The 26,099-nt window shown below is 61.9% G+C and carries 27 protein-coding genes; 9 read left to right on the forward strand and 18 right to left on the reverse strand.

Annotated features, from left to right (window positions below; translation table 11 throughout):
- Window positions 1-14: 14 nt before the first annotated feature.
- Both aztC and ACWTU8_RS12260 read left to right on the forward strand, forming a co-directional pair.
- Window positions 15-953 carry a zinc ABC transporter substrate-binding protein AztC gene (gene aztC, locus ACWTU8_RS12255; protein WP_455848272.1) on the forward strand — a complete coding sequence of 313 codons (939 nt, stop codon included), beginning with the start codon at window positions 15-17 and terminating at the stop codon, window positions 951-953.
- Window positions 954-1,107: 154 nt separating this feature from the next.
- Window positions 1,108-1,446, forward strand: a complete 339-nt coding sequence (locus ACWTU8_RS12260; protein ID WP_095521799.1) for a TIGR01244 family sulfur transferase — start codon at window positions 1,108-1,110, stop codon at window positions 1,444-1,446.
- On the opposite strand, the gene ACWTU8_RS12265 is transcribed toward ACWTU8_RS12260, so the two are convergent.
- A complete protein-coding gene (locus ACWTU8_RS12265) occupies window positions 1,443-1,910 on the reverse strand; it encodes an Lrp/AsnC family transcriptional regulator (protein ID WP_077372472.1) in 468 nt (155 codons plus the stop codon). The two genes, ACWTU8_RS12260 and ACWTU8_RS12265, sit on opposite strands and share 4 nt — an antisense overlap.
- Window positions 1,911-2,053: 143 nt before the next feature.
- Between ACWTU8_RS12265 and hppD the strand changes: the two genes are divergently transcribed.
- Window positions 2,054-3,166: a 4-hydroxyphenylpyruvate dioxygenase gene (gene hppD / locus ACWTU8_RS12270; RefSeq protein ID WP_455848273.1), complete on the forward strand. Its 1,113-nt coding sequence runs from the start codon at window positions 2,054-2,056 to the stop codon at window positions 3,164-3,166.
- Window positions 3,167-3,183: 17 nt separating this feature from the next.
- Here the strand turns inward: hppD and ACWTU8_RS12275 are convergent, their stop codons facing one another.
- The 5 genes from ACWTU8_RS12275 to hmgA all read right to left on the reverse strand — a co-directional run bounded on the left by ACWTU8_RS12275 (window position 3,184) and on the right by hmgA (window position 7,623).
- Window positions 3,184-3,720 (reverse strand): DinB family protein, encoded by a 537-nt coding sequence (locus ACWTU8_RS12275; RefSeq protein WP_455848274.1) that lies wholly within the window; start codon window positions 3,718-3,720, stop codon window positions 3,184-3,186.
- Between the two features lie 345 nt (window positions 3,721-4,065).
- Entirely contained in the window at window positions 4,066-5,079 is a 1,014-nt protein-coding gene (locus tag ACWTU8_RS12280) for a fumarylacetoacetate hydrolase family protein (RefSeq protein ID WP_455848275.1), read from the reverse strand.
- 17 nt (window positions 5,080-5,096) lie between these two features.
- The gene (locus ACWTU8_RS12285) at window positions 5,097-5,411 is read right to left on the reverse strand and encodes a hypothetical protein (RefSeq protein WP_455848276.1); all 315 of its coding nucleotides are present in this window, start codon (window positions 5,409-5,411) and stop codon (window positions 5,097-5,099) included.
- 29 nt (window positions 5,412-5,440) lie between these two features.
- The gene (locus ACWTU8_RS12290; protein WP_455848277.1) at window positions 5,441-6,313 is read right to left on the reverse strand and encodes an MBL fold metallo-hydrolase; all 873 of its coding nucleotides are present in this window, start codon (window positions 6,311-6,313) and stop codon (window positions 5,441-5,443) included.
- Window positions 6,310-7,623, reverse strand: a complete 1,314-nt coding sequence (hmgA, locus tag ACWTU8_RS12295; protein WP_455848278.1) for a homogentisate 1,2-dioxygenase — start codon at window positions 7,621-7,623, stop codon at window positions 6,310-6,312. Before hmgA ends, ACWTU8_RS12290 begins: the two co-directional genes overlap by 4 nt.
- Before the next feature lie 135 nt (window positions 7,624-7,758).
- On the opposite strand from hmgA, the gene ACWTU8_RS12300 reads away from it, so the two are divergent.
- Window positions 7,759-8,196, forward strand: a complete 438-nt coding sequence (locus ACWTU8_RS12300; RefSeq protein ID WP_029354053.1) for a MarR family winged helix-turn-helix transcriptional regulator — start codon at window positions 7,759-7,761, stop codon at window positions 8,194-8,196.
- A 4-nt stretch (window positions 8,197-8,200) separates the two neighbouring features.
- Here ACWTU8_RS12300 and tdh read toward each other — a convergent pair whose 3' ends face one another.
- Genes tdh through ACWTU8_RS12315 form a run of 3 tightly spaced genes read right to left on the reverse strand, consistent with a single transcriptional unit; the run spans window position 8,201 to window position 10,618 of the window.
- Window positions 8,201-9,235, reverse strand: coding sequence for an L-threonine 3-dehydrogenase (gene tdh, locus ACWTU8_RS12305; protein ID WP_455848279.1), 1,035 nt, complete (start codon window positions 9,233-9,235; stop codon window positions 8,201-8,203).
- Between the two features lie 58 nt (window positions 9,236-9,293).
- On the reverse strand, window positions 9,294-10,481 hold the full coding sequence (locus ACWTU8_RS12310; protein ID WP_029354057.1) for a glycine C-acetyltransferase: 1,188 nt from the start codon (window positions 10,479-10,481) through the stop codon (window positions 9,294-9,296).
- Between the two features lie 2 nt (window positions 10,482-10,483).
- A complete protein-coding gene (locus tag ACWTU8_RS12315; RefSeq protein ID WP_455848280.1) occupies window positions 10,484-10,618 on the reverse strand; it encodes a hypothetical protein in 135 nt (44 codons plus the stop codon).
- Window positions 10,619-10,772: 154 nt separating this feature from the next.
- Here ACWTU8_RS12315 and ACWTU8_RS12320 point away from each other — a divergent pair, with 154 nt between their 5' ends.
- On the forward strand, window positions 10,773-12,842 hold the full coding sequence (locus ACWTU8_RS12320; RefSeq protein ID WP_455848281.1) for a putative bifunctional diguanylate cyclase/phosphodiesterase: 2,070 nt from the start codon (window positions 10,773-10,775) through the stop codon (window positions 12,840-12,842).
- 22 nt (window positions 12,843-12,864) lie between these two features.
- On the opposite strand, the gene ACWTU8_RS12325 is transcribed toward ACWTU8_RS12320, so the two are convergent.
- Window positions 12,865-13,212 (reverse strand): MarR family winged helix-turn-helix transcriptional regulator, encoded by a 348-nt coding sequence (locus ACWTU8_RS12325; RefSeq protein ID WP_455848282.1) that lies wholly within the window; start codon window positions 13,210-13,212, stop codon window positions 12,865-12,867.
- A 197-nt stretch (window positions 13,213-13,409) separates the two neighbouring features.
- On the opposite strand from ACWTU8_RS12325, the gene ACWTU8_RS12330 reads away from it, so the two are divergent.
- Complete coding sequence (locus ACWTU8_RS12330) at window positions 13,410-13,817, forward strand: hypothetical protein (RefSeq protein ID WP_128344251.1); 408 nt, start codon at window positions 13,410-13,412, stop codon at window positions 13,815-13,817.
- A gap of 137 nt (window positions 13,818-13,954) precedes the next feature.
- Here the strand turns inward: ACWTU8_RS12330 and ACWTU8_RS12335 are convergent, their stop codons facing one another.
- The gene (locus ACWTU8_RS12335; protein ID WP_455848283.1) at window positions 13,955-16,000 is read right to left on the reverse strand and encodes an oxidoreductase; all 2,046 of its coding nucleotides are present in this window, start codon (window positions 15,998-16,000) and stop codon (window positions 13,955-13,957) included.
- 134 nt (window positions 16,001-16,134) lie between these two features.
- Here ACWTU8_RS12335 and queF point away from each other — a divergent pair, with 134 nt between their 5' ends.
- Window positions 16,135-16,596 carry a preQ(1) synthase gene (gene queF, locus ACWTU8_RS12340; protein ID WP_455848284.1) on the forward strand — a complete coding sequence of 154 codons (462 nt, stop codon included), beginning with the start codon at window positions 16,135-16,137 and terminating at the stop codon, window positions 16,594-16,596.
- A gap of 14 nt (window positions 16,597-16,610) precedes the next feature.
- On the opposite strand, the gene ACWTU8_RS12345 is transcribed toward queF, so the two are convergent.
- The 6 genes from ACWTU8_RS12345 to ACWTU8_RS12370 form a co-directional block, all read right to left on the reverse strand.
- On the reverse strand, window positions 16,611-17,363 hold the full coding sequence (locus ACWTU8_RS12345; protein ID WP_455848285.1) for an alpha/beta hydrolase: 753 nt from the start codon (window positions 17,361-17,363) through the stop codon (window positions 16,611-16,613).
- A gap of 143 nt (window positions 17,364-17,506) precedes the next feature.
- Window positions 17,507-18,691: a mandelate racemase/muconate lactonizing enzyme family protein gene (locus tag ACWTU8_RS12350; RefSeq protein ID WP_455848286.1), complete on the reverse strand. Its 1,185-nt coding sequence runs from the start codon at window positions 18,689-18,691 to the stop codon at window positions 17,507-17,509.
- Window positions 18,692-18,698: 7 nt separating this feature from the next.
- Window positions 18,699-19,253 (reverse strand): hypothetical protein, encoded by a 555-nt coding sequence (locus ACWTU8_RS12355; RefSeq protein WP_455848287.1) that lies wholly within the window; start codon window positions 19,251-19,253, stop codon window positions 18,699-18,701.
- A gap of 4 nt (window positions 19,254-19,257) precedes the next feature.
- Entirely contained in the window at window positions 19,258-19,737 is a 480-nt protein-coding gene (locus ACWTU8_RS12360; protein ID WP_455848288.1) for a DUF3828 domain-containing protein, read from the reverse strand.
- A 97-nt stretch (window positions 19,738-19,834) separates the two neighbouring features.
- Window positions 19,835-21,484, reverse strand: a complete 1,650-nt coding sequence (locus ACWTU8_RS12365; RefSeq protein ID WP_095521814.1) for an ABC transporter substrate-binding protein — start codon at window positions 21,482-21,484, stop codon at window positions 19,835-19,837.
- 43 nt (window positions 21,485-21,527) lie between these two features.
- Window positions 21,528-23,078, reverse strand: a complete 1,551-nt coding sequence (locus ACWTU8_RS12370; RefSeq protein ID WP_455848289.1) for a trimethylamine methyltransferase family protein — start codon at window positions 23,076-23,078, stop codon at window positions 21,528-21,530.
- A 92-nt stretch (window positions 23,079-23,170) separates the two neighbouring features.
- Here ACWTU8_RS12370 and ACWTU8_RS12375 point away from each other — a divergent pair, with 92 nt between their 5' ends.
- Window positions 23,171-24,085: a LysR substrate-binding domain-containing protein gene (locus ACWTU8_RS12375; RefSeq protein WP_287338769.1), complete on the forward strand. Its 915-nt coding sequence runs from the start codon at window positions 23,171-23,173 to the stop codon at window positions 24,083-24,085.
- Between the two features lie 6 nt (window positions 24,086-24,091).
- Here ACWTU8_RS12375 and ACWTU8_RS12380 read toward each other — a convergent pair whose 3' ends face one another.
- On the reverse strand, window positions 24,092-25,081 hold the full coding sequence (locus tag ACWTU8_RS12380) for a zinc-dependent alcohol dehydrogenase family protein (RefSeq protein WP_455848290.1): 990 nt from the start codon (window positions 25,079-25,081) through the stop codon (window positions 24,092-24,094).
- Window positions 25,082-25,185: 104 nt separating this feature from the next.
- Here ACWTU8_RS12380 and ACWTU8_RS12385 point away from each other — a divergent pair, with 104 nt between their 5' ends.
- The gene (locus ACWTU8_RS12385; RefSeq protein ID WP_455848291.1) at window positions 25,186-26,088 is read left to right on the forward strand and encodes a LysR family transcriptional regulator; all 903 of its coding nucleotides are present in this window, start codon (window positions 25,186-25,188) and stop codon (window positions 26,086-26,088) included.
- The last annotated feature ends 11 nt before the right edge of the window (window positions 26,089-26,099 follow it).

The following is a 26,099-nucleotide window of genomic DNA, read 5'->3' on the forward strand; positions in this document are numbered from 1 at the left end:
GAGGAGAGCTGTCCATGCTGAAATCGATCCGCGCCGCCTTGGCAATGAGCGTTATAACGTTAACTGCCTTTGGTGCGTCATCGGCCGTCGCGGAGCCGTTGAAAGTGGTCGCCAGCTTCACGATCATTGCCGATTTCGCAAAAAATGTCGGCGGCGACCGCATCAATCTGACCACCATCGTCGGGCCGGATGGCGATGCCCATGTCTACGAGCCGAGCCCGGCTGACGCGGTGGCGATGGCGAGTGCGGATGTGGTGCTGGTAAACGGCCTGCATTTCGAAGGCTTTCTGCAGCGCCTGGTCGACGCCAGCGCCACCAAGGCGACGATCGCCGTTCTGACCAAGGGCGTCACGCCGATCAACTTCAAACCCGAATTCGCCGATGCCGATGCCGCTGAAGGCGCCCATACCGATGGCGAAACGGCCACCGATCCGCATGCCTTCCAGTCGATTGCTAATGCCAAAATCTATGTGAAGAACATCGCCGACGCCTTCTGCACCGCCGACGCCGCGGGTTGCGACAGCTACAACGCCAATGCCGCAGCATACACCGCGAAGCTCGATGCGGTCGAAGGCCAAGTGAAGGCGGCAATCCAGTCGATCCCGGAAGAGAAACGCGTCGTCATCACCTCGCATGACGCCTTCGGCTATTTCGAGAAGGCCTATGGTCTCACCTTCCTGGCACCCGAGGGGGTGTCGACCGAGTCGGAGCCGTCCGCTGCCGACGTCGCCAAGCTGGTCAGCCAGGTGAAGCAGGACAAGGCGGCGGCTGTCTTCATCGAAAACATCACCAACGCGCGGCTGATCGAGCAGATCGCCAGCGAGACCGGCATCAAGGTGGGCGGCACGCTCTATTCGGATGCGCTGTCGCAGCCCGACGGCCCGGCCTCGACCTATATCGACCTGATGCACAACAACATCGCCCAGATCAAAGGCGCGATCCTCGGAAGCTGACTCGAGCGTGTCTATGCGATCGGGGGCATTATCGCCCCGGTTGGATTTTCCGGCCTGCAATATCTATTTGGCAGAGAATTCCCCCGATGCGGATTGCCGCGCATGCCAGGGAGTGGCAAGACTGCCGCTAAATTCAGATTGCGAGGACAGAGCCATGGAATACCGTCAGATCAGCGAGGACTATTCGGTCTCCGGCCAGATCCAGCCCGAGGACGTCGCCGCCATCAAGGACGCCGGCTTCAAGAGCGTGATCTGCAACCGGCCCGACGACGAGCAACCCGGCCAGCCATCGGCCGACACCGTCAAGGCAGCAGTGGAGGGAGCCGGGCTTGCCTTCCGCTACATCCCGGTGATCAGCGGCCAGATCACGGCCGAAAACGTCGAGGACCAGGCCGAGGCCCTCGACGAACTCGAAGGCCCGGTGTTCGCCTATTGCCGTTCGGGCGCACGCTGCACCAATCTTTACGGACTGATCCAGCAGTCGAAGGGCTAAATCGGCAGCGCGCCGGTTTCCTTCAGCGTTTCGAGCACGATCGCCGTCTTCACGTGCTGCACGGATTCGTGCGGCAGAAGCACGCCGTTGACGAATTCCGACAGTGACTTCAGGTCCGGCGTCACCACCTTCAGGATGTAGTCCATCTCACCGGTCAGCGCGTGTGCCTCCTGCACTTCCGGCAGCCGCGCCACCAATTCGCCGAAGCGTTGCGCATTGTCGCGGTTGTGGGTGGCGAGCGTCACTGAGATGACATTGACAAGCGAGAAGCCGAGCTTGTCGCGATCGAGCACCGCCCGATAGCCCCTGATGTAACCGTCCTCTTCCAGCCTCTGACGCCGGCGCGAACATTGCGACGCCGACAGGTTCACCCGTTCTGACAAATCGTTGTTGGTCAGCCGCGCGTCGCCCTGCAACAGAGCCATTATCTTGCGGTCAAACTGATCGACACGCGCATCATCCATGGATTACTTCCTATGTATGCACAGTCCGCGCATCACCTGATCATTTCAAGCGTTTGAATGCAAGCACCATGCACCCGCTCCGCTCTATAATCGGGTTGAAGTGGCCTTTTCTGGCCACGCCAGCTTTTTTGGAGGAAAATGCCATGGGTCCCTTCCCGCACGACGCACCGCCCGCAAAGATCAGCAAGGCCAATCCCGCCGGAACCGACGGCTTCGAATTCGTCGAGTTCGCGCATCCCGAACCGGAAAAGCTGGCCGAGCTTTTCACCCGCATGGGTTATATGCCGGTGGCCAAGCATCGCACCAAGAACATCACCGTCTGGCGGCAGGGCGACATCAACTATGTCGTCAATGCCGAATCCGGCTCGCATGCGATGAAGTTCGTCGACAAGCATGGGCCGTGCGCTGCCTCGATGGCCTGGAGGGTGGTTGACGCCAAGCATGCCTTCGACCATGCCGTCGCCAAGGGCGCCACACCCTATGAAGGCAAGGACAAGGCACTCGATGTGCCGGCGATATCAGGCATCGGCGGTTCGCTGCTCTATTTCATCGAAGCCTACGGCAAGAAAGGCTCGGCCTATGATGCCGAGTTCGACTGGCTGGGCGCGCGCGACCCGAAGCCGGAAGGCGTCGGCTTCTATTATCTCGACCACCTCACCCACAATGTCTATCGCGGCAACATGGACAAATGGTGGGATTTCTATCGCGACCTGTTCGGCTTCAAGCAGATCCATTTCTTCGACATCGACGGCAAGATCACCGGCCTGGTCAGCCGCGCCATCACTTCGCCCTGCGGCAAGATCCGTATCCCGCTCAACGAGTCCAAGGACGACACCAGCCAGATCGCCGAATATTTGAAAAAATATAATGGCGAAGGCATCCAGCACATCGCCGTCGGCACGGACGAGATCTACGGCGCCACCGACAGACTGGCAGCTAACGGGCTGAAGTTCATGCCGGGCCCGCCGGAAACCTATTATGAGATGTCCCATGCCCGCGTGCACGGCCATGACGAGCCGATCGAGCGGATGAAAAAGCACGGCATCCTGATCGACGGCGAAGGCGTGGTTGACGGCGGCACGACCAAGATCCTGCTGCAGATCTTTTCAAAAACCGTAATCGGCCCGATCTTCTTCGAATTCATCCAGAGGAAGGGCGACGAAGGCTTTGGCGAGGGCAATTTCCGCGCTTTGTTCGAATCGATCGAGCAGGACCAGATCAAGCGCGGCGTGCTGAAGGTGCAGGCTGCGGAATAAGCGGCCGGTCGAGTGGCTTACAGTCCCAGCCGCTCGACCTCTTCTTTCCTCAGCTTCAGATCATAATCGAGGAAGAACTCGTCGAGCTGCGGCGGCTTCACCGAAGTGCCGGACAGCATCGCGTGCACCTGCCCGCGATGGTGGATGTCGTGGATGAAGAGATGAGCGAGCAGATCGCCGACCCGCTCCGGTATCCGGCCATCCTCGCGCCGGTCGGTGATGACGCTGCGGTCGAGATCATCCGCCGACAAATGATCGCAAAAGTCGATCAGCCGCCGGTCGGCCGCAACTTGGGCGGCAAACAGCGCTGGTGGTTCATCGATCGGCACGAAATCGTCATGGGCCGCGGCGCCTACGCCGCCCTCTTCGAGAAAATCGAGATAGAGATGATCGACCGCCAGGATGTGATTGAGCGTTTCCTTGATTGACGGGAAGAAGCTGGTTCGCTCGGCTTCGAATTCACCAGGCTTAAGCTGCAGAACGGCGCGATAGAGCCGGTCGTTCGACCAGAGGTTGTTGCGCGCCATGCGGCGATTATGGTCCAGCAGGTCCACGTCACATACTCGCCCAACCAGCCCCGGCAATCAAGTTCACAGCAATACCGATAGCACCTATAGCTAGCAGACGAGCGATCATGCCGCGCCGCAGCGCTTGCGTTTCAACATCGCTTGCAAACGTCCCGGTTCAAAGCGACGTAAATAAGCTTCGCCCGACGCGCAACGCTGCTGAAGTTGCGGAGTCTTTCAGATCGGTCCTCAACCTGATGGCAAAGTCGGATTGCCGAAATTAGAAGCCAGGCAGTAGCGATGCCACAAATTCCCACAAACCAGAGATAAGTAGCAGTGTACGGCATCCTGATCCTGCCAGCGCTTCGGAACGACGCTAGATATAGGATTGCTTCAAATTGCGTACTTCTCGACCTTCTGCTCGATCGCACCAAAAACCGAATGTCCGGTCCTGTCCTTCATTTCGATGCGCACCGTGTCGCCGAAGCGCAGGAATGGCGTTTTCGGTTCGCCGGCCTCGATGGTCTCGATCATACGCAACTCGGCAATGCAGGAATAGCCGGCGCCGCCCGCCGAGACTGGCTTGCCCGGGCCGCCGTCGAGCTTGTTGGAGACCGTGCCCGAACCGATGATCGTGCCGGCGGCCAGCGGCCGGGTCTTCGCGGCGTGCACAATCAGCGCCGGAAAATCGAAGGTCATGTCGACGCCGGCGTTTGCCCGGCCAAACGGCTTGCCGTTGAGATCGACCAGCAGCGGCAGTTTGATCTTGCCGCCATCCCAGGCTTCGCCGAGCTCGTCCGGGGTCACGGCGACCGGCGAAAACGCGGAGGACGGCTTTGATTGGAAGAAGCCGAAGCCCTTGGCCAGCTCTGGCGCAGTGAGGGAGCGCAGCGTGACGTCATTGACCAGCATGACCAGCCGGATCGCGGCCCGCGTCTCATCCAGGCTTGCTCCCATCGGGACATCATCGACAATGACGGCGACCTCCCCTTCCATATCGACGCCAAAGGCCTCGTCGGCCGCCCGGATCGGGTCACGCGGCGCGATGAAGGCGTCCGAACCGCCCTGATAGATCAGCGGATCGGTCCAGAAGCTTGCCGGCATCTCGGCGCCGCGCGCCTTCCGCACCAGTTCGACATGGTTCACATAGGCCGAGCCATCCGCCCATTGATAGGCGCGCGGCAACGGCGAATGGGCGTTATGCTCGTGAAAGCGCGCTGACGGCACCGCATTATTCTCCAGCGATTCCGCCATGGCGGCGAGATGCGGCGCTATCCGGCTCCAGTCGTCGAGCGCGGCCTGCAGCGTCCTCACGAGGAACGAGGCATCGGTAAAGCGCGTCAGGTCGCGCGAGACGACGACCAACTTTCCGTCGCGCGTCCCGTCCTTCAATGTGGCAAGCTTCATGTGTCCTCCCAGGGCGTTTACTCGTAGTATTTGCCGGCATAGATAACTCTGGCTGCGGCTTTCCAGGGATTGTCACCCGCCAAAAAAGCCGAGTCGCCCCGCCCATTGTCTTCGAACCAAGCGACCGCTGATTCAAGAAATGTGCTGAGCGAGCCATTATTCCATCCGTTCCAGCCGGTATCAGATCCTGCTGGCGTCGTTGCCTCCTTGCGGTCCGCGTCCTTACGGTCCTTGCTCAGCGCGTCGATCAACCGGACGAACGATGGCAGATCCTGCACCTTCTCTAGAAGCATCGAGAGTTGCGTCGCGGATCTCTCCTCGGATTCGCGCACCTCTTCCCAAAGCTAGTCGTTGGCCATCCTCACTCCCTAAGCCCCACAACAAGGCCGTCGCGGGCGATCGTCAAGTCGCCGGCCCATGTTTTCCTGACAGCGGCGATCCAGTCGGCCTCGCCAATCTCGGGGTCGTCGGCCGGAATGAGGTGGTTGAGCACCAGTCTGCCTACCCCGGCATCGGTGGCGATTCGCCCCGCCTCGCCGGCAAAACTGTGGCTGGCGAGCAGATGCTCCCTCAGCCGCGCGCCGTTGCCGGTTTTCGCGACGAGCCGCTCGATGCCTTCCTCCAGCATGGCTTCGTGGACGAGGATATCGGCGCCTTTGGCAAAGTCGGCCAATGGCGGGAAGAATGCCGTATCGGCGGAGAACACGACGCTTTGTCCGGCATGCTCGAAGCGAAGCGCAAAGCAATCGGTCACCGGCGGATGGTCGACGCATAGCGCTGAAGCCTTCAGGCCGCGCTCCTCCATCACCCGGCCTTCGCCGAACTCGACAATCGAAACCATATCTTCGATATCAGGCCGGCCTTCGTCGACAATGCGTGTCTCTATGTCGAATTCCATCGCCTGGCAAAAACGCTGCCAGTAATGGCCGGTGCCGGGCGGGCCGAACACGGTGACCGGTGTCGCCAGACCCGCCGTCCAGGCGGTGTGGACCAGCGGACCGAGTTCCAGCACATGGTCGGAATGCAGATGCGTGATGAAGACCAGGTCTAGCGCCTTCAGGCTGATGCCGGAGTCGGCCAGCCCGCGCGTCACGCCAAGCCCGCAATCGACGACGATGTTGCGCCCGCCGATCTCCAACACCGACGAGTTCGGCCACGGTCCGCCCGGCCGAAGTGCCGGGCCGCCCTTCGAGCCCAGCAGCACCAGCCGATCCCGCGTTGGATCAGCACTCAAGACCAGTCGCCCTCGGGCGTGCCGTTGAAACGCTTCTTCAGATCGGCCCAGCAGTCGATGTAATTGTCCTGCCGGGTTTCGAGCTCGGCGGCGTAGCGGGTCAGCATCTGCGGGAATCGCGTCTCGAACATGAAGGCCATGGTGTTGTCGAGCTTGACCGGTTTCAGTTCAGCGCGCGAGGCCTTTTCGAAGCCAGACGCGTCAGGCCCGTGGGCCAGCATCAGATTGTGCAGGCTGATGCCGCCCGGAACGAACCCCTCCTCCTTGGCGTCGTACTGGCCGTGGATCAGGCCCATGAACTCGCTCATGATGTTGCGGTGGTACCAAGGCGGGCGGAACGTGTTTTCGGCCACCAGCCAGCGCGGCGGGAAGATGACGAAGTCGATGTTGGCGGTGCCCTCCTCGCCGCTCGGCGCGGTCAGCACCGTGAAGATCGATGGATCGGGATGGTCGAACAGGATCGCGCCGACCGGCGAAAAGGTCGCAAGATCATATTTATAGGGCGCGTAATTGCCGTGCCACGCTACCACGTCGAGCGGCGAATGGCCGATCTCGGTGACATGGAATTGGCCGCACCATTTCACGGTCAGCCGGCACGGCGTCTCCTTGTCCTCGAACCAGGCGCAAGGCGTCTTGAAATCGCGCGGATTGGCCAGGCAATTGGCGCCGATCGGGCCACGATCCGGCAGCGTCAGCTTGGCGCCGTAATTCTCGCAGACATAGCCGCGCACTGTTTCATCGACCAGTTCGACCTTGAACACGAGGCCGCGCGGCAGCACGGCGATCTCGCCCGGTCGCAATTCGATGACGCCCATTTCGGTAACGAAGCGCAGGCTGCCGACCTGCGGCACGACCAGCAGCTCACCGTCGGCGTTGAAGTAGTGGTCGTCGACCATCGAACGGTTGGCGACATAGACATGAGCCGCCATGCCGGTCTGGCCGAGCACGTCGCCAGCGGTGGTGATGCTGCGGATGCCGGCAATGAAGTCGGTCGGCTCCTTCGGCATCGGCACCGGGCTCCAGCGATATTGGCCGAGCGCCAGTTCGTGATCGCCGACATTCGGCGCGCTCTTCCACAGCGGATAGTTCGCTGGTTTGAAGCGGCCGGTGTGCCTGACGCTCGGCCTGATGCGATATAGCCAGGAGCGCTCGTTGGTGCCGCGCGGCGCGGTGAAGGGCGAGCCGGAAAGCTGCTCGGCATAGAGACCGTAGGCCGGCCGCTGCGGCGAATTCCGCCCCTGCGGCAGCGAGCCAGGCAAGGTTTCGGTTTCGAAGTCGTTGCCGAACCCCGGCATGTAGGAATAGGCCATGGCATCCTCCCTGGAAACTGACAGAGCGCTCCTCGCCTCCAACGGTTGCGGCACGCTGGCATTGACGTAATTGGTTTCATTTGTAACCATCGAAAATGTAACTATCAACCGCGGTGTCTGCCGGGATACAAAATCATGGACGTCCTGGAACTCGAAAGCTTCCTGCCCTACCGGCTCTACCGGCTCGCCGATGCCGTCAGCCGCGAATTCTCAAGGATTTACAAGGATCGCCACGGCCTGACGCGGCCCGAATGGCGCACGCTGGCCGGCCTCGGACAGCACGGCAGCATGACCGCAACGGCGCTCGGCGAACAGTCGGCGATGCACAAGACCAAGGTTTCGCGCGCCGTCGCCGAGCTCGAACGGCGCCGCTGGCTCACGCGAAAACCGGATGAAAATGACCGCCGAATCGAGCACCTGATGCTGACTGGAGCGGGCCTTGCCGCCTATCGCGAGATGGTGCCGCTAGCAAAGGCGTTCGAGCAGGAATTGCTGGCAAAGCTCAGTGCTGGCGAGCGCACCGCGATCACAAATGGATTGGGTGCGCTCAAGGAGGCTCTGGGCAAGGATTAGGCGCTCACCAGTCCATCACCACCTTGCCCGAATTGCCGCTGCGCATCGCGTCGAATCCGGTCTGGAAATCGTCGATGCCGATGCGGTGGGTGATGAGGCCGGTGACGTCGAGCGGGCCTTGCACCAGTGCGATCATCTTGTACCAGGTCTCGAACATCTCGCGGCCATAGATGCCCTTGAGATGCAGCATCTTGAAGATGACCTTGTTCCAGTCGATCTCGAAGCCGGTCGGCGCGATGCCGAGAATGGCGATCTTGCCGCCATTGTTCATGGCGTCGATCACGTCGCGGAAGGCGGGTGCGGCGCCAGACATTTCGAGGCCGACGTCAAAACCTTCGGTCATGCCGAGCGCCGGCATGATATCGCGCAGCTTTTCCTTCGACGCGTCGACCACATGCTGGACGCCGAGCTTTTTCGCCAGTGCCAGCCGCACCGGGTTGATGTCGGTGATGACTACTTTTCGCGCGCCGACGCACTGCGCCACCAGCGCACCCATGATACCGATCGGCCCGGCGCCGGTGACCAGCACGTCCTCGCCGACGAGATCGAAGGACAATGCGGTGTGCACGGCATTGCCTAAGGGATCGAAGATTGCGGCAATCTCGTCGGGCACGTCGTCGGGGATCGGCACGACATTGTGCTGCGGGATCGCCAGATATTCGCCGAAGGCGCCCGGCCGGTTGACGCCGACGCCGAGCGTGTTGCGGCACAGATGCCCCCTGCCCGCCCTGCAGTTGCGGCAATGACCGCAGACGATATGGCCTTCGCCCGAAACACGCTGGCCGACCTTGTATTCGGTGACCGCCGCGCCGAAGTCGGCGACCGTACCGACGAACTCGTGGCCGGTCACCATCGGCACCGGCACGGTCTTTTGCGCCCACTGGTCCCAGTTGTAGATGTGAACGTCGGTACCGCAGATCGCTGTCTTCCTGATCTTGATCAGAACGTCGTTCGGGCCGATTTCCGGCACCGGCACCTCTTCCATCCAGATGCCCGGCTCGGCCTTGGCCTTGACCAGCGCCTTCATCATGTTCGACATTCTTTTGTCCCTTGAATCTCTTGATCCGAATGACCCGAATCGCTTTTCTGCCGGCCGTTCAGGAAATCACACCGAGTTCGCGCCCGATCGCGCCGAACGCCTCGACCGCGCGATCGATGTCGGCGCTGGAATGGGCGGCCGACATTTGCGTGCGGATGCGCGCCTGGCCCTTCGGCACCACCGGAAACGAGAAGCCGATGACATAGATGCCGCGCTTCAGCATGCGCGCCGCCATCTCCTGCGCCAGCGTCGCATCGCCCAGCATGACCGGGATGATCGGATGATCGGCGCCGGCAAGCGTAAAGCCGAGCTTACCCATTTCAGACCGGAAGCGCGCCGCATTGGCATAGAGGCGCTGACGCAGCGCATCGCCATTGCCGATCAGTTCGAAAACCCGGATCGAGGCGCCCGCAATCGCCGGCATCAGCGTGTTGGAAAACAGATAGGGACGCGAGCGCTGGCGCAACCAGTCGACCACCTGGCTCTTGCCCGATGTATAGCCGCCCGACGCGCCGCCCAGCGCCTTGCCGAGCGTGCCGGTGATGATATCCACCCTGCCCTCAACGCCGCAATGCTCGGCCGAGCCGCGGCCGTTCCTGCCAACGAAGCCGACTGCATGGCTGTCATCCACCATTACCATTGCATCGTACTTCTCGGCGAGATCGCAGACGCCCTTCAGATTGGCGATGATGCCGTCCATGGAAAATACACCATCGGTGGCGATCAGCCGAAATCGGCAATCCCTTGCCTCCTTCAGCCGCGCCTCCAGATCGGCCATGTCGTTGTTGGCATAGCGGAAGCGCTTCGCCTTCGACAGCCGCACGCCGTCGATGATCGAAGCGTGGTTCAGCGCGTCGGAGATGACCGCATCCTCCTCGCCCAGCAGCGTCTCGAACAGGCCGCCATTGGCATCGAAGCACGAGCCGTAGAGGATCGTATCCTCCATGCCGAGGAAGCCAGAAATCGTCGCCTCGAGCTGCTTGTGCTCTTCCTGCGTGCCGCAGATGAAGCGCACCGACGCCATGCCATAACCATAGCGGTCGAGTGCCTGCTTGGCCGCGTCGCGCAATTCGGCGCTGTCTGCGAGGCCGAGATAATTGTTGGCGCAGAAATTCAGCACCTTTTCGCCGCCCACCTCGATCTCGGCCGACTGCGTCGAGGTGATCACCCGCTCGGATTTGTAGAGGCCGGCCGATTTCAGCCCTTGAAGCTCGCTATCGATATGGGAGAGGAATGCCGCACTCATGATCAGGCCCTGTTGAGATTGAATGGACTGTCGCCCCGCGCGGGCGAAAAATCCACCGCAAAAGCGACCGCTTCGGTGATGCGACGTTCAGTGACCAGAATGTGGCCCCAGAATGCCGCCAACTGGCGGATGCTCAAATGCAGCTGCGGCGCGAAAGAACGCGATAACCATTTCGCGAGCTTTCCACCGCCGCCGCTGTCGCAGCTCTGTCGACTTCCAGAGCTGTTAACACTTTCAAGCCAATGGTTCTCACACCTAACAATCTGTCGGCGAGAGGGACCGCCTCAGAGAATGTCGCAGCAACCGGCGCAAACCATTTCGGGCAGGCTTATACTGTTGATCAAGGCCGGCTATTGGCTGGCGCTGCTGATCATTGCAGCCATGGTGATGGCCTCCTTCATCCTTCTCCAGCAGATGATGGCTGACCAGCGGCACGACGATACGCTGCTCAATATTGTCGGCATGCAAAAGACGCTGTCGCAACGCATTGTCTTCCTTGCCAACGCGGCAGGTACTGCTTCGCGCAACCAACAACCGGCTCTGGTCACCGCATTCAAACAGGCAACGGCGGAGTTCGAGAGGAACTATGACCTTCTGCTCGAGCGGGTCGTCGCCGACCCGGCGTCACCGGCAAGGTTCGATCCGAAATCAGTCGAGAGCGTGCTTTTCGCCAAGCCGTTTCATCTCGACTACTTCTCGGTCGGGCTTATCGCCAACGGCCAACGCCTGGTTTCGGCGTTCGAATCACGACTCGGTATGGCAGATAATGGCGGCTACAAGGGCGGCGGCGAACGCGTCAACCTCGACGCTTCCATCGCCAATGCGACCCTGTCGGGCTATGCGGCACTCGGCCAGCGCATCAGCGCCCATGCCGATGCGCGATCGGAAACACTTCTCGATCTCCATCGAACGCTGTTCTACACCACCATCGGCGTCATCGTGCTGGTGGCACTTTTCATCTTCAGGCCGATGTCGAAGGCCATTCTGCGCAAGACACATGAACTGATCGATGCCCGCAATTCCATGGCTTTCATCGCCGTGCATGACGGCCTTACCGGCCTGCACAACCGCACGTTCCTGACCGACCATTTCGATACGCTGATCAAGGGTGCACAGCGTCGGCGAGAGCGGCTTGCGGCGGTCCACCTCGACCTCGACCGGTTCAAGCAGATCAACGACACGCTTGGCCACGCCGCCGGCGACTATGTGCTGGTGGTGACGGCGCAGCGCATGCGCGATTCCTGCCGGGCATCGGATCTCTGCGTGCGTCTCGGCAGCGACGAGTTCGTAATGATCCTCAATGGTGCCGGCGGCACCGAGGACATCAACATGGTCGCCAGGCGCGTCCTGACGCAGATCAACGAACCGATCGTCTTTCAGGGCACGACCATCCTTCCAGGCGCCAGCGCCGGCGTCGCCGTCTATCCGGTCGACGCCGACAATGCGCAAGATCTGCTCGTCCATGCCGACCTCGCGCTCCACTCCGCCAAGAAGCAGAGTGGCAGTCTCTCATTCTTCTCCGAGGAATTGCGGCATGAACTCGATTACCGCAAGCAGCTCGAGCATGACATCAGGATCGCAATCGCGGAGAAGGCGTTCCAGGTCTATTTCCAGCCACAGGTTTCGTTGTCGAACGGTACGATCGGCGGCATCGAGGCGCTGGTTCGCTGGGAACATGCCGAGCGCGGCATGATCGCACCGGGCGAGTTCATTCCCGTCGCCGAGAAATGCGGACTCATGCCTGCGATCGGCCGCATTGTCATCGCCAAGGCAATCAGCGAGGCGGCCGAGTGGAACCACGCCGGCGTCGCCTTCGGACGGCTCGCGGTCAACGTATCCGGCAGCGAATTGCGCGAGCCCGATTTCGACGCCTTCCTCTTCGATACGCTGGAAAAGGCCGGCCTGCCGCCACAAAGACTTTCGCTGGAAATCGTCGAATCCGTCATTCTCGACGACGAGAAGACCGGCATCGCGGCAAAGCTACGGCACATCCGCGCCGCCGGTGTTCATCTCGAACTCGACGATTTCGGCACCGGCTACGCCTCGCTCAGCCACGTCAACCCGAACGAGATCGACCGGCTGAAGATCGATCGCCGCTTCGTCCAGAACATCAATGAGAACGGCGACAACACCAAGATCGTGCGAGCCATCACCGAACTCGCCCGCGGCCTCGGCATCTCGATCGTCGCCGAGGGCGCAGAAACCGAGGCCGAGCTCGATTCGCTGATGGCGATCGGCTGCGACCAGGTGCAGGGCTATTCCATCGCTTTCCCGATGCCGCCGGAGCGGGTGCGCGACTGGCTGGTGGCACGGACGCCAAAGAAAGCCAGGCTAACGGTGCTGCAGGGCTGCCGGGCGTAGATCCGTTTTCCTATCCTAATTTCTAACCCTCGACATTGGCCCGTAGCGCAGCCAGCACCTCTGCAAACTCCGCCAGCCTGTCGTTGGACAGTCCTTTCCGCAGCCGTTTGTCGAAGGCTAACGCGGCGGTGCGCAATTTCAGGAACAACGCTTCTCCGGCTTGAGTCAGCTCGACCTGATGGACCCGGCGGTTTTCCGGATCGCGGCGCCGGGTCAGCAGGCCTTGCGTCTCCATCGCGTTCAGATGATGGGTCAGCGTCGCGCCTTGGATTCCGATCATGCCGGCGAGCTCGCGCTGGTTGGCCAGCTCGCGCGACTTGATCGACAACAGAGTGACCCAGACCGGTAGCGTGCCGCCAGCCTCGACCAAGGCGGCGTCGAATGCCTGTGCGACAAGCTTTGCGGTGCGGGCGAGATTCATCCCGATTGGCGGGGGATCAAAAGGCGTCATGATCCGACACTAGAGCAAGGGAAAGGCCGATGGAACTGGCGCACGCTTATACATTGACACCTAATCATTAGATATCTAACCTTATGGTGAGCGTGGGGAAAGGAGGAAATGCGGTCATGCAGTATGTCTACATCATTGTCCTCGGCCTTCACGTATTGGCCGGTGTGTTCTGGGCTGGAACGACCATCGCTGTCGCCCGCGATCCGGAGATTCGGATCGAACGGTTTTTCCGGCCGCAAATGCGGGCGGCCGGCATGGTTTTCCTGACCGGCGCCCTCCTCTGGTATTTCTTCCACGGCGGCTATTTCGGTTCGATGGAAATGGTTCTGGCCCTGGGTATCGCCACAGCCCTGATTGCCGCCGGCGTCCAGGGCGCGCTGGTCGGCTCTGCCAGCAGGCAGCTCGCCGGCACCGACGCGGCGACGGAAACCCAGCTGCGCGCGAAAATGACAAGGGGCGAACGCATCGCTGGTGGGCTGCTGGTCATCACCGTACTTTGTATGGCTACCGCCAGGTTGTTCTGAGCGGGGCCCGCCGCAATTGACAAGATCGTACGATTTCCGGCCGCAAGCCGGCGGCGGGTGGCGCGCAGATCGGTCCGACTTGCCTGGTGGCTCTCCGTACGGAGGTTCGGCTGCGCGCCACCAATCCAAAGCGATCCTCAGATCCTCAGGCCGAACCTGATGCCGTCGTAGATTGCGGCGTGGATGTTGCGCGAGGCGACCGCATCGCCGATGCGGAAGAGCACGAAACCGCCTTGCTGATTGCGCGCCGGAAAAATGTCGCCGCCATTGACCAGCCGCTCGTAGTCGACCGCGCCGCCATTCTTCGACAGCGGCTTCAGTGCGAGATAGAGGTCATCGAGCGGCAGCGTGCCGTGCTCGACCACCACCTGATCGACCCGCCGCTCGCCGCGCCAGCCGTCGGCGAAGTCTGAGCCGAGCTCCGCAACCAGTTGATTGCCCTCGCGCCGTACCGAGCGCAGCCGTGTGTTTATAGTGATGGTGACGCCCTTCTCATGGAAGGCGCGCATATACGGCACGTGATTCATGCCGCCCATTTCCGGGGCGAAGAAGCGTTCGGGCGAAACAAGCTCCAGCCTTGCGCCGCTGCCCGCGATCAGCTCGGCGGCTCCCATGCCTTGATGACCGCCATTGTCGTCATAGAGCAGCACGTTTTCGGCCGGCTTGACGCTGCCGGCCATGATATCCCAGCTCGACGTGACGAGATTGTCGCCCGCCGCCAGCGGCGGGTTCTGGGGCAGGCCGCCGGTGGCTATCACCACTACGTCGGGCGACAGCGCCAGAACATCGTCCTTCTCCGCCCAGGTGTCATAGCGGATCTCGACGCCGAGCCGGTCGAGTTCGGCCAGCCGCCAGTCGATGATGCCGATCAGTTCCTTGCGGCGCGGGTTCTGTGTCGCCAGCCGCACCTGGCCGCCGGCCTGGCTCGACGCTTCCAGCACCGTGACCTGGTGCCCGCGCTCGGCAGCGACACGCGCCGCCTCCAGCCCGCCGGCCCCAGCGCCGACGACGACCACGTTTCGCTTCGGTCCCTCGGTCCTGGGGATGATGTGCGGGATATCAGCCTCCCGGCCGGTTGCCGCGTTGTGGATGCACAGGGCCTCGCCGCCTTCATAGATGCGGTCGAGGCAGTAAGTGGCGCCGACGCAAGGGCGGATCTCGTGCTCGCGGCCCTCCATCACTTTCCGAACGATGTGCGGATCGGCGATGTGGGCGCGGGTCATGCCGACCATGTCGAGCTTGCCGGTGGCGATGGCGTGACGCGCGGTGGCGACATCCGCAATCCGCGCCGCATGGAAGGTCGGGAATTTCGTCGCCGCCCTGACCTCACCGGCGAAGTCGAGATGCGGCGACGAGCGCATGCCGGTCACCGGGATGACCCTGGTCAGCGCGGCATCGGTTTCGATCGAGCCGCGGATGATGTTGAGGAAATCGACCTTGCCGGAGCCGGCCAGCCGCCTAGCGATCTCGACGCCTTCCTGCTTAGACAGGCCCTTCTCAAAATCCTCGTCGGCGACCATACGGATGCCGACGACGAATTTGTCGCCGACCGCTGCCCGCACCGCGTCGAGCACCATGCCGGTGAAGCGCAAGCGGTTGTCTAGCGAGCCGCCGAAATCGTCGTCACGCTGGTTGGTCGCGGGCGACCAGAAGCCGTCCATCAGGTGGCCATAGGCTTCGAACTCGATGCCGTCGAGGCCGGCGGCCTGGCAGCGCTGGGCGGCGGCGGCGTAGTCGGCGACGATGCGCTCTATATCCCAGTCCTCGATGGTCTTTGGGAAGGCGCGGTGCGCCGGCTCGCGCACCGGCGAGGCGGACAGCACCGGAAGCCAGTCGGCCTTGTTCCAGCCGGTGCGGCGGCCGAGATGGGTGATCTGGATCATCACCTTGCAGTCATGCTCGTGGCAGGCATCGGCGAGTTCGGTGAGCCACGGCATGATGCGGTCGTCATAGACATGCAGGTTGCCAAAGGCGGCCGGGCTGTCGCGCGAGACGATCGCCGAACCGGCGGTCATGGTCAGCGCCATGCCGCCTTTGGCCTTTTCGGCGTGGTAGAGCCGGTAGCGCTCTTTCGGCATGCCGTCCTCGGAATAGGCCGGCTCATGGCTGGTCGACATGACCCGGTTCTTCAGCGTCAGATGTTTGAGCTGATAAGGCCGGAGAAGCGGATCGTTGGTGGTCATGGTCTTCCTACTGTTTCAAATTGTGCTAAAGAGCGGCAAATTTTTGTTTTTACGCTCGTTGTCCAAAACCGCTGCGCACCCTCGGGTCTGGCCCGTGGGCAGGCTTTGGGCGACATGCAGTAGGGAACCCGCCCATGACCGATACGAAAAACCTTACCCAGCTCGGCACCAACGTCGAGACGCCACAGAGCCCTGAGGCGGCAGTCCTGGAAACCGTGCCGTTTTCCCGCGGCGACGGGCCCCCGGCCATCGTCCGCTTCACCTGCCCGGAATTCACGTCGCTTTGCCCGGTCACCGGCCAGCCGGACTTCGCCCATATCGTCATCGACTATGCACCCGATACGCTGCTGGTGGAATCGAAGTCGCTCAAGCTGTTCATGACCTCGTTTCGCAACCACGGCGCCTTTCATGAAGAGTGCACCGTCATGATCGGCCGCCGCATCATCGCCGCGACCAAACCACTGTGGTTGCGCATTGGCGGCTACTGGTATCCGCGCGGCGGCATTCCGATCGATGTGTTCTGGCAGACCGGCGCGCCGCCTGGAGGCGCCTGGCTGCCCGACACCGGCGTCGCACCCTATCGCGGGCGCGGCTGAGCGGGCACGGCGGCTCAGTTGACCTCGGTCCGGCACAGGTTTTTCTCCAGGAATGGCACCACGCGATCGCGATAAGATTGTTCGTCGAAGCGATAGAGATCGACATGCCGCGCGCCATCGAACCAGACCAGTTCGGCGTCGGCGGCATCTTTCAGCGCCAGTGTCTGTGTGCGATCGACAAAGGGATCAGCGCTGCCGGCAAGCAGCAATATCGGTCGATCGATTGTGCCGATGTAATCGACCGGCCTGACATCGGCTGCGCCAAAGCCAAGGCGCATCGGCATCTGCGCCAACAGGACGGTCGCCTGCACGTCACGCAGCATTGCCAATGGCGCCCGCAATGCCGTGGTTTCGCGCAAGGTCGCGTAGAGCTGCTCCAGCACATAGGCATCGGCATGCTGTTGCGGCGCGGCAAACACAAAGGCCGCAGCGCCGAGCGATGAGCCGACGGCCGCGACCTTGTGGCCGGCGAAGCGTTGCCGCGCGAAAGCGAGGATGCGGCTGGCATCCTGCCGTTCTGCATAACCAAAGCCTCGGACATTGCCGTCGCTCTCGCCATGCCCTGACAAATCGAACAACATGACGGAATAGCCTGTTTCGAAAAGCAATTTTGCCCTTGGAACCATGGCCCGCTTGTTCGAGCCTCGCCCATGCAACAACACGACTGTGCCGCAACTGCCCTTTCGATCAGCGACCCAGCCGGCAAGACCGGGCGCGCCATCCTGCTTCAGGACAACGCGCTCCACGAGCAAACTGGCAGGCAGCATGAAACTTTGCTGGGGTTCGCGGGCGACCGCATGGGTTCCCACGGTCCAGGTTGCAGCGCACACCGCGATGCAAAACCCCGCAAAGGCAGCCGTGAGCACAACGCCTCGTCTCATCGATCGATCTTGTCCTGCAGCGCGTTGCATCAGTTGAGCGGCAGCCGCCGGTAGCGGCCAGGGTTGTTCGGGTCGCTGAAATGGCCCATCGGCCCATGCTCGGCGAAGTGCCCCGCCCAGCGCTTCATCGCAGCGGGGTCAAGCTCAACGCCCAATCCGTTGCCCTCCGGCACCCGCACCGTGTTGCCCGCCTGCCGGAACGGACCGTCCTTGATAACGTCGCCGATCTGCCAGCGAAACAGCGATTGCGATGCTTCGGTAATCCATGGCGTCGCCGCCACGACATGCAGATAGGCTGATGTCATGATGCCGAGGTCGTTGGAATAGCACCAAAAACCCTTGCCCATCGCCTCACAGGCGGCAATGAACTTCAGGGTTTTCGACAAGCCGCCGAGTGCTGCGAAATTGCAGACGAAGTAATCCGGCGCGCCAAGCGCGACGGCCCGTCTGAGGTCCGGGATGTGCGTGGAGAACGGAATGCGCGAATGCTGGCGCAGCGCCGCCATCTCCTCGAAGGTCGCGACCGGATCCTCATAATTGCGGATGTTGAACGGCTCGATCTCGCGCAGCACCCAGCGCGCCGTGGTCAGCGACCACTGCATGTTGGAATCGAGTTTGATCTGCGCCTTATCGCCAAGCGCCTCGCGCAGCAGGCGCACGGTCCTGATCTCGAGCTCGGGATCGCCCAAGATCAGCTTGCCCTCGAAGATGGTCGAGCCATGCTCCTCGCGCATCTTTAGGCAGTACTCGACGATCGCTTCGGACGTCATTTCGCCGCCCGCTCCATTCTGCGCGGCGCGAAACGAAAAATATTCCGAAAACGGAATGTCCTTGCGCACCGCGCCGCCGAGGACTTTGTAGAGCGGCATGCCGAAGACCTTGCCTCTGATGTCCCACAGCGCCAGCTCGACGGCTCCGAACGCCACGGATGCGGCATTCTCGCCGGTGTTGGCGGTAATCTGCCAGGGCGGCACGCAGCGCGCCTCGCAGTCGGCAATGTCGAGCGGATCGGCGCCGATCAGCGCCGGCGCGATCTCGGCCTTGATCACCTCGCCGAAATGCCACCACGGCGCCTCGCCTAGTCCGACTACCCCTTCGTCCGTCTCGACCTCGATGATCGACTTCGAGGCGCCGCCATAAAGTCCGGCCGTCCACCAGAATGGCGCGTCTAGCGGAACGTTGACATGGGTGACGCGGATGTTGGTGATCTTCATCGTCTGCCTACTCGCATTGGTACTGGCTGAGCGCCCATTCGCCGGTCACCGACAGAAGGTCTGATACCTTCCAGTCGCCGTCGACTTTCCTGAATTTCCACTCCAGCCGGTGCGGAATGCCGGCGACGACGAAGGCGACGACCACCTTGGCTTCGTCGCCCTTGACCGCTTCAATGGTCTTCAGGCTCTTATCGATTTCGGTCTTGTCGTATTCCGCATTGTCCAGCGCCATGTTGGGATCGAGGCATTCGCCCTGCCCGGATTTCCGCAGCGCATCGCTCTTGTCGAGCACCGACTTCGCGGGATCGGCGAAGTGGCTGCGCTGGGCCGGATCGAGCTCGAGCCCGACATGCTCGTAGAACGGTTTCACCACCGCCGTTGGCGAACCCAGCCGCACCGGCGCTGCCGGGGCGCTATCACTGGGCTGGGACGCGGTCGGCGAAGTTGCAGCATTATCGGCCGGCGCATTTGCGGGCGGCGCGCCGAACAGGCCCTGAGCGGCGGTGCTGCTCAACCCCGCTGCCAGCAGGCACACAGTCGCCAGGGCCAGGGCGCGGGCCATAGCATCACTCCGGAGTCTGGCCAGCCAGGCACTCGAGCGCACTCAGTGTCCAGCCACTGGTCTTCGAGGTGATGTCGGCGACCTTCCATTTGCCGTCAACCTTCTTCAGCGACCAGACCATTTCGCGTTTGGAGTCATCGCCTTCCGGGAAAAGGTTAAACGTCACTGTCACGCTGGCGCTGTCGCCATCCACTGTTTCAGACAGCTTCAGTGTCTTGGCGACTGTCTCCTCGTCATAGTCCTGCGCGTCGAGACCGGGGGCGAAGTCGATGCAAGGCACCTCGTCCGGCTTGTTCTTCTGTGCCTGGTCGTTGAGGCCGAACAACTTGGTCACCGGCTCGGTGAAACGGTCGCGGTATTTCGCGTCGGGCTCGAATTTGACCTCGGGCAAGTAGAAGAACTTCACCGCATTGGCTGCCGGCCCGGCCAGGGCGGCCGCAGGCGCTGCGATCGAGAGAGCGGCGGCAAGAACAGTCAGTCTCATCCGATAATCTCCAGGTTTTCGTGGTGAGAACCGTTCAATACCACGAATCCTGCATCCCGGATTTTTTGCGGCCCATGAAATCCTCTTGGGCGCTAACTCAGGCGTCCAACCAGACGTTCTGGAGATCCATCTCGAAAGTCTGGTGGACAGCGTAATTCTTCACCTTCTTGTCCATGTGGCTGTACAGCTTCTGCCAGAACGGCTGAATGATGACGCCCGAATCCTGCAGGATCTGCTCGATGTCCTTCATCACCTCGCGCCGCTTCTCCACGTCGACGAGCGACAGGGCCTGCTTGAGCTTGGCGTCGAAATCGGGATTCGAATACGCCGTCTCATTCCAGGCCTCGCCGGTGCGATAGCCGAGCGCCAACACCTGAACCCCTAGCGGGCGCATGTACCAGATCGTCATGGAATAAGGATATTTCGTCCAGTCGTTCCAGAAGGTCGAGCCCGGCAGCACCGTTCGCTTCACCTTGATGCCGGCATCGCGCAACTGGCCGGCGATCGCATCGCCGGTGTTCTTCTGCCACTCGTCCTCGACGGTGATCAGCTCATGCTCGAAGTCCGCCTGCCCCGCGTCGGCCATCAGCTTCTTGGCGCCGGCCGCGTCCCGCGTCTTCTTGGGCAGCGGATAATATTCCGGATGGATTGGGCTGACATGGTGGTTCTCGCCGACGGTCCCTCGCCCGGCATAGCCAAGTTGCAGCACGGCGCCGTTGTCGACCGCCATCTGCAGCGCGTTGCGCACCTTTTGGTTGTCATAGGGCTTGTGGGTGATGTTGGTGCGGGCAACCAGTGTGGTCGCTGTCGCGACCTCCGATTTCACCAAATCCATCTTGTCGAGGATGTCGATGAAGTCTGCGGGCGTCTCGAAGTTGATGTCGATCTCGCCGGACTCGAACGCGTTCACGGTGGCGTTGAAGTCGGTGCCGTAGTCGATGAATTCGACACTGTCGAGAGGCGCCTCGCCGCCCCACCACTTGCCGTTCTCACGACGCTTGACGACCGCTTTCTGGCCGACATCATAAGAGACAAGCTCGAAAGGTCCAGTACCGATCGGCTTCTTGATCGGGTCGGCGCCGTCGGCGTCAAAGTTGCGGTGGACGACGAGCGCCGGATAGTCGGTGAAGTTCGGGATCAGCGAGATATCAGGCTCGTTCAGCTTCAGCTTGACGGTGTTGTCGTCAACCTTGGTTATGGCGCCATCCCTTGCCTTGCCGGTCTTTGCGTCGATCAGCGCGCCGACGCGCGCGGCCATCGAATTGCCCGAGGCGCCTTTCTCGCACCAGCGCGTCAGATTGAAGACAACGTCATCGGCGTTGAAGGCATCGCCATTGTTCCAGGTCACGCCCTTGCGCAGGTGCAGCGTATATTCGGTGGCGTCGTCATTGACGTCCCAGCTTTCGAGCAGAACCGGTTCGAAGGTGAACTGTTTGGTGTAGCGCACCAGCGGCTCCAGCCAGGTGCGGGTGACGTTTGCCATCTCCACCCAGTCATAAGTGCGGGGATCCTTCTGCGCCTTCACCGACATCGAAACGTGCAGCGTTCCGCCCTTCTTCGGTTCCTCGGCCAAAGCCTGCTCCGGCACGGCCAGACCGATCATGCCGTAGGCAAGGGCCGTCGATGCCCCAAAGGCGCTTGCCAGCGCCAGAAACTCGCGCCGGTCCATCCGGCCTGCACGCGTCTCTGCCGCCATTGCCTCGATCGCATTCGGCACGCGATCGCCGTTGCTTCTGAAGATTGTCATTTTTTCCTCCCGTCTGATTCCCGTCAGATCTTCGCCTGTCCTATTAACTAACGCTGTCCGGCAGCTTCTCCTCACGCAGCGCAATCAAATCTTCGAGACCATCGGCAATGCCCTCATCGAGCTTCGGCTCCTCATAATCCGCGAGCATGTTGCGCGCTTTCTCGCGGCCGCGCGTGTCGTGGTCCTTTGCCCCTTCAGCCTTCCACTGTTCGTAGGAATTGAAATCCATGATGCTGGGCATGAAGAAGGCGGACTCGAAATGTTCAAGCGTGTGCTGGGTGCCGAGGAAGTGGCCCTGCGGCCCTACCTCGCGGATCGCCGACATCGCTTCCTTGAAATCGTCGAACGGAAGGCCGCCAGCATATTTGTACCAGCCAACAAGCTGTTCGCAGTCCGTCGCAAATTTTGAATAGCCGCAGGTCAGGCCGGCCTCGAGCCATCCGGCGGAGTGCCAGATGTAGTTGGCGCCGGCAAGGATGGCGGCATGCATCAGCATGTTCGCCTCGTAGCCCGCCTGGGCGTCATTCAGCTTCGATCCGACATGGAAGCCCGACGTGCGCCAGGGCAGCCGGTATTTCCGCGCCAGCGCCCCCATCAGATACATCATCTGGGCCGCCTCAGGCGTGCCGCCCATGGGAGCGCCGGTCTTCATGTCCACCGTAACCATGAACTGCCCGTAGATCTGCGGCGAACCTGGACGGAGGAGCTGTGTGAACGCGACGCCAGCCAGCGCTTCCGCATTGACCTGCGCGACCGCACCTACGGCAGAGGCCGAAGTCGAGGCGCCGCAGAGGGCGAACGGCGCCAGGATCAGCGGCTGGTTGTGACGCGCATAGACCTTCATCGCGTCCAGCATGGTGGCGTCCCATACCAGTGGTGAGTTGCAATTGGTGATCGCCACCAACACAGGGTTGTCACGGACGTAGTCCTCGCCGAAAACGATGCCTGCCATCGCCATCGTGTCTTCGGCTCGCTCCCTGGACGTCACGATGCCCATGAACGGCTTGTCGGAATGCTTCAGCGCCGAATGAATGATGTGGAGGTGACGCTTCGGCACCGCAATTTCCATCGGCTCGCAGATGATCGAGCTCGACGAGTGCAGCGCTGGCGCCATGTAAGCGAGCTTATGAAAATTCTGAAGGTCGGCGAGCGTGCCATAGCGCCTGTTGTTGTCGAGGTCGCGCACGTAAGGCGCGCCATACATCGGCACGAAGATGGAATTCTTACCGCCGACGCGGACCGAGCGCTCAGGGTTGCGCGCATTGAGCGTGAACTCCGGCGGGACTTTCGAGACGAGTTCCATCAAGAGCGCGCGGTCAATGCGGACGCGCGTCTCAGAGACATCGGCTCCGGCGGCCATCCACAGTGCTATGGCCTCGTCGTCGCGGAACTCGCAGCCAACCTCTTCGAGGATGGCGAGCGACTCCTGGTGGATAAGCTCGACAGCCTCGTCCGGGACGATTTGGTATGCGGGTATGTTGCGAACGAGCGTCGGAAACGACGCCATGGGAGTTCCCCGCAGCGCCTTGCGGCCCAGGCGGCCGCCACCTCGGCGGCTGGCGTGTTCGGTGACTTCGGCGGCCGGTGCGTTCATGGCAACTCTATCCTCCCAATGATGACCAGCGTAGCGAGAGAAAATATGGCTGTGACGCTGGAAAATCCTGATCTCTTGTATAAGCTCAGCTTATGCGAAGCTTGCGCCATCTGCTGCCGTCGGCCGGCAGCCTGATCGTTTTCGAGGCCGCCGGGCGGTTGTCGAGCTTTACCGCCGCCGGGCGAGAGCTCGGCATGACGCAGGCTGCCGTGTCCTATGCGATCCGCGGCCTCGAAGAGCAGCTGGGCGCGAAACTGTTCCAGCGCCGCCATCGGCAGGTCAGCCTTACCGAAGCCGGCGACCGCTTCCACGCCGACGTCTCGCTCGGCCTGTCGCACATCCGCAGGTCAGCGGAGGACCTGCGCCAGCAGGCGACCGGCGGCCATGTGACGCTCGCCGCGTCGACGGCCTTCGCCTCGTTCTGGATGATGCCGCGCCTGCAGCAGTTTCGCGACGAACTGCCGGGTATCGACCTGCGCATCCAGACCGCCGACCGTGATCTCGACATCATCGCCGAAGACATCCCGCTCGGCGTTCGCGGCGGCGAACCGAGGGAATGGCCGGACTATCATTCGCTGCCGTTGGCCGATGAAGAAATATTCCCAGTTGCGGGCGCGAGCTATGTGGCGCGATTCGGGCTGCCGGAAACGGTCGAGGATCTCCCATCACACCGGCTCATCCATCTCGAAGAGCCGTTTCGCGATGCCGCGAGCTGGGACGAGTGGTTCCAGTCGGCCGGGGTCAACATCGCCGATGCCGGGCGCGGCTTGCGCATCAACGATTATGCGCTGGTGATCCAGGCGGTCATGGAAGGCCAAGGCATTGCGCTCGGCTGGGGTCACCTCGCCGAGCGGCTGCTGGCGTCAGGACTGCTGGTGCGCGCGACCGGCCACACGATGACGACCGGCAAGGGATTTCATATCATCTGGTCGAGAAACCGCGAGCTCAGCGACAACGCCCGCAAGGTTCGGGACTGGCTGGCCGCGCAAGCGCGAGGCTCCCATTAATGCTCGTCAGATCGTCACGACGATCTTGCCGAATTGCTCGTTCGACTCGAGAAAGCGATGCGCCTCGACGATCTGCTCGAATGGAAAGGTTTTGGCGATCACCGGCCGAAGCGACCCCGACATCAACCCGTCAAGGATGAACGTCTTGGCGGCCTCCAACCGCGCCGGATCGCCAGTGATTTCGTGGACGAGATAGCCGCGCAGCGTCAGCGTCTTGGCCAGCACGGCGAATAGCGGGAACGGCGTTGGCTCGGGGCTCAAGCCGCCATATTCGATGAGAATGCCACCCCGTGCCATCGCCGCCGTCAGAGGCGCGAATATCGGGCCGCCGACTGCGTCGAACACCACTCGGATGTCCTCCGGGCCGGCGATGTCCTTCAGCCGGGCTTCCAGATCTTCGTCCGCTAAAGAAATAACATGGGCGGCGCCGAACTCGAGCAAGGCCTCTCTCTTGGCAGATGTCCGCGTGGCCGCGATCGGGGTCGCGCCAACCATGTTGGCAATCTGGATCGCGGCGAGGCCGACACTGCTTGATGCCGCGGTAATGACGACAAAATCGTCCCTGCTGAGCTTGGCAATGTCGATCAGTGCGCCATAGGCGGTGAGATACTGCGTCCAGACGGCTGCCGCCTCTTCCCAGCTGAGCGATGGCGGGTGCTTGACCACGAGATGGGCGGGATATGTGGCAATCTCACCATAGGCGGGCCAGCGGGCCATCGATGGTGGCGGCACGACACTGACGGCCTCACCTGGCGCAAAACCGCCCACGCCTTCGCCGACCGCTTCGACGACACCGGCTGCCTCAAGGCCAAGACCGGAAGGCAATGGCGGCGTCTGGATATAGGTGCCCCAACGCATCAGCGCCTCGGCCCGGTTGAGCCCCAACGCCTTGACCCGGATCTGAATCTCGCCCCGACTAGGCCTGGGAATATCGACATTCTCGATGCGCAGAACCTCGGGACCACCATGCTGATGAAAACGAACAACGCGTGCCATCTTGCCATAACTCCAAAATACTTGAACCGAATACGCTATGCCAACAGCCGCCTGACGGATAAATAGCTGCTTGGGCAAGACAGTAGAAACTGAGAGTTTTGAATATGGATCGCCTTACCAGCATGGCCGTGTTCGTCAAAGCCGTTGATCTGGGCTCGTTCGCGGCGGCTGCTGCCGCTCTCGATCTGTCCGGACCGATGATCGGCAAGCATGTCCGGTTTCTTGAAGAGCGTCTGGGTGTGCGCCTCATCAACCGGACCACTCGCCGCCAGAGCCTGACAGACTTCGGGCGCGCCTATTATGAGCGCTGCCGGCTGGTGCTCGCTGAAGCCGAGGCTGCAGATGCACTCGCGGCCGATCAACTTTCCGAACCACGCGGAAAGCTGCGCGTCATCATGCCTGTGCATTTCGGCCGGCGCTGCGTAGCCCCGATCCTGCTGGAGCTTGCGCAGCGATATCCTGCTCTGGAACTCGACCTGTCGTTCAGCGATCCCATCGCCGATCTTGCAGAGGATGGCTGCGATCTTGCCATCCGGACCGGCAATCTGGAGGATCAGGCCGGCGTGATCGCCCGGCGCATCGCGCGCCAGCGCATGGTCGTCTGCGCGTCGCCATCCTATCTCGAGATGCACGGGTGGCCACGGCAGCTAGGGGATCTCGGCAGCCACCAGGCCATCATCTACCGCCGTTCGGGCCGTGTCGTTCAACCGTGGCTGTTTCCGCGCGATGAACAGGCCGCGGTGGAGGTCATGCCGGTCAGCCGCTTGCGGCTCGACGACCTCGCTGCGATCGCCGATGCCGCGGCAGCGGGCATGGGGCTTGCCTGGCTGCCATACTGGCTGGTCCGTGAACACATTCAGGCCGGCGCACTTCTCGTGCTGCTGCCGAAACAGCCGGGATTTCTTTACGACGCCTATGCGCTATGGCTGCAGACGCCTCACTTGCCGCTGAAGGTCCGTCTGGCCGTCGATGCGCTGGCGGCAGCACTGCCCAGGCTGATGACGTGAAATGCAGGAGT

This window comes from Mesorhizobium sp. BHbdii, from assembly GCF_053848045.1.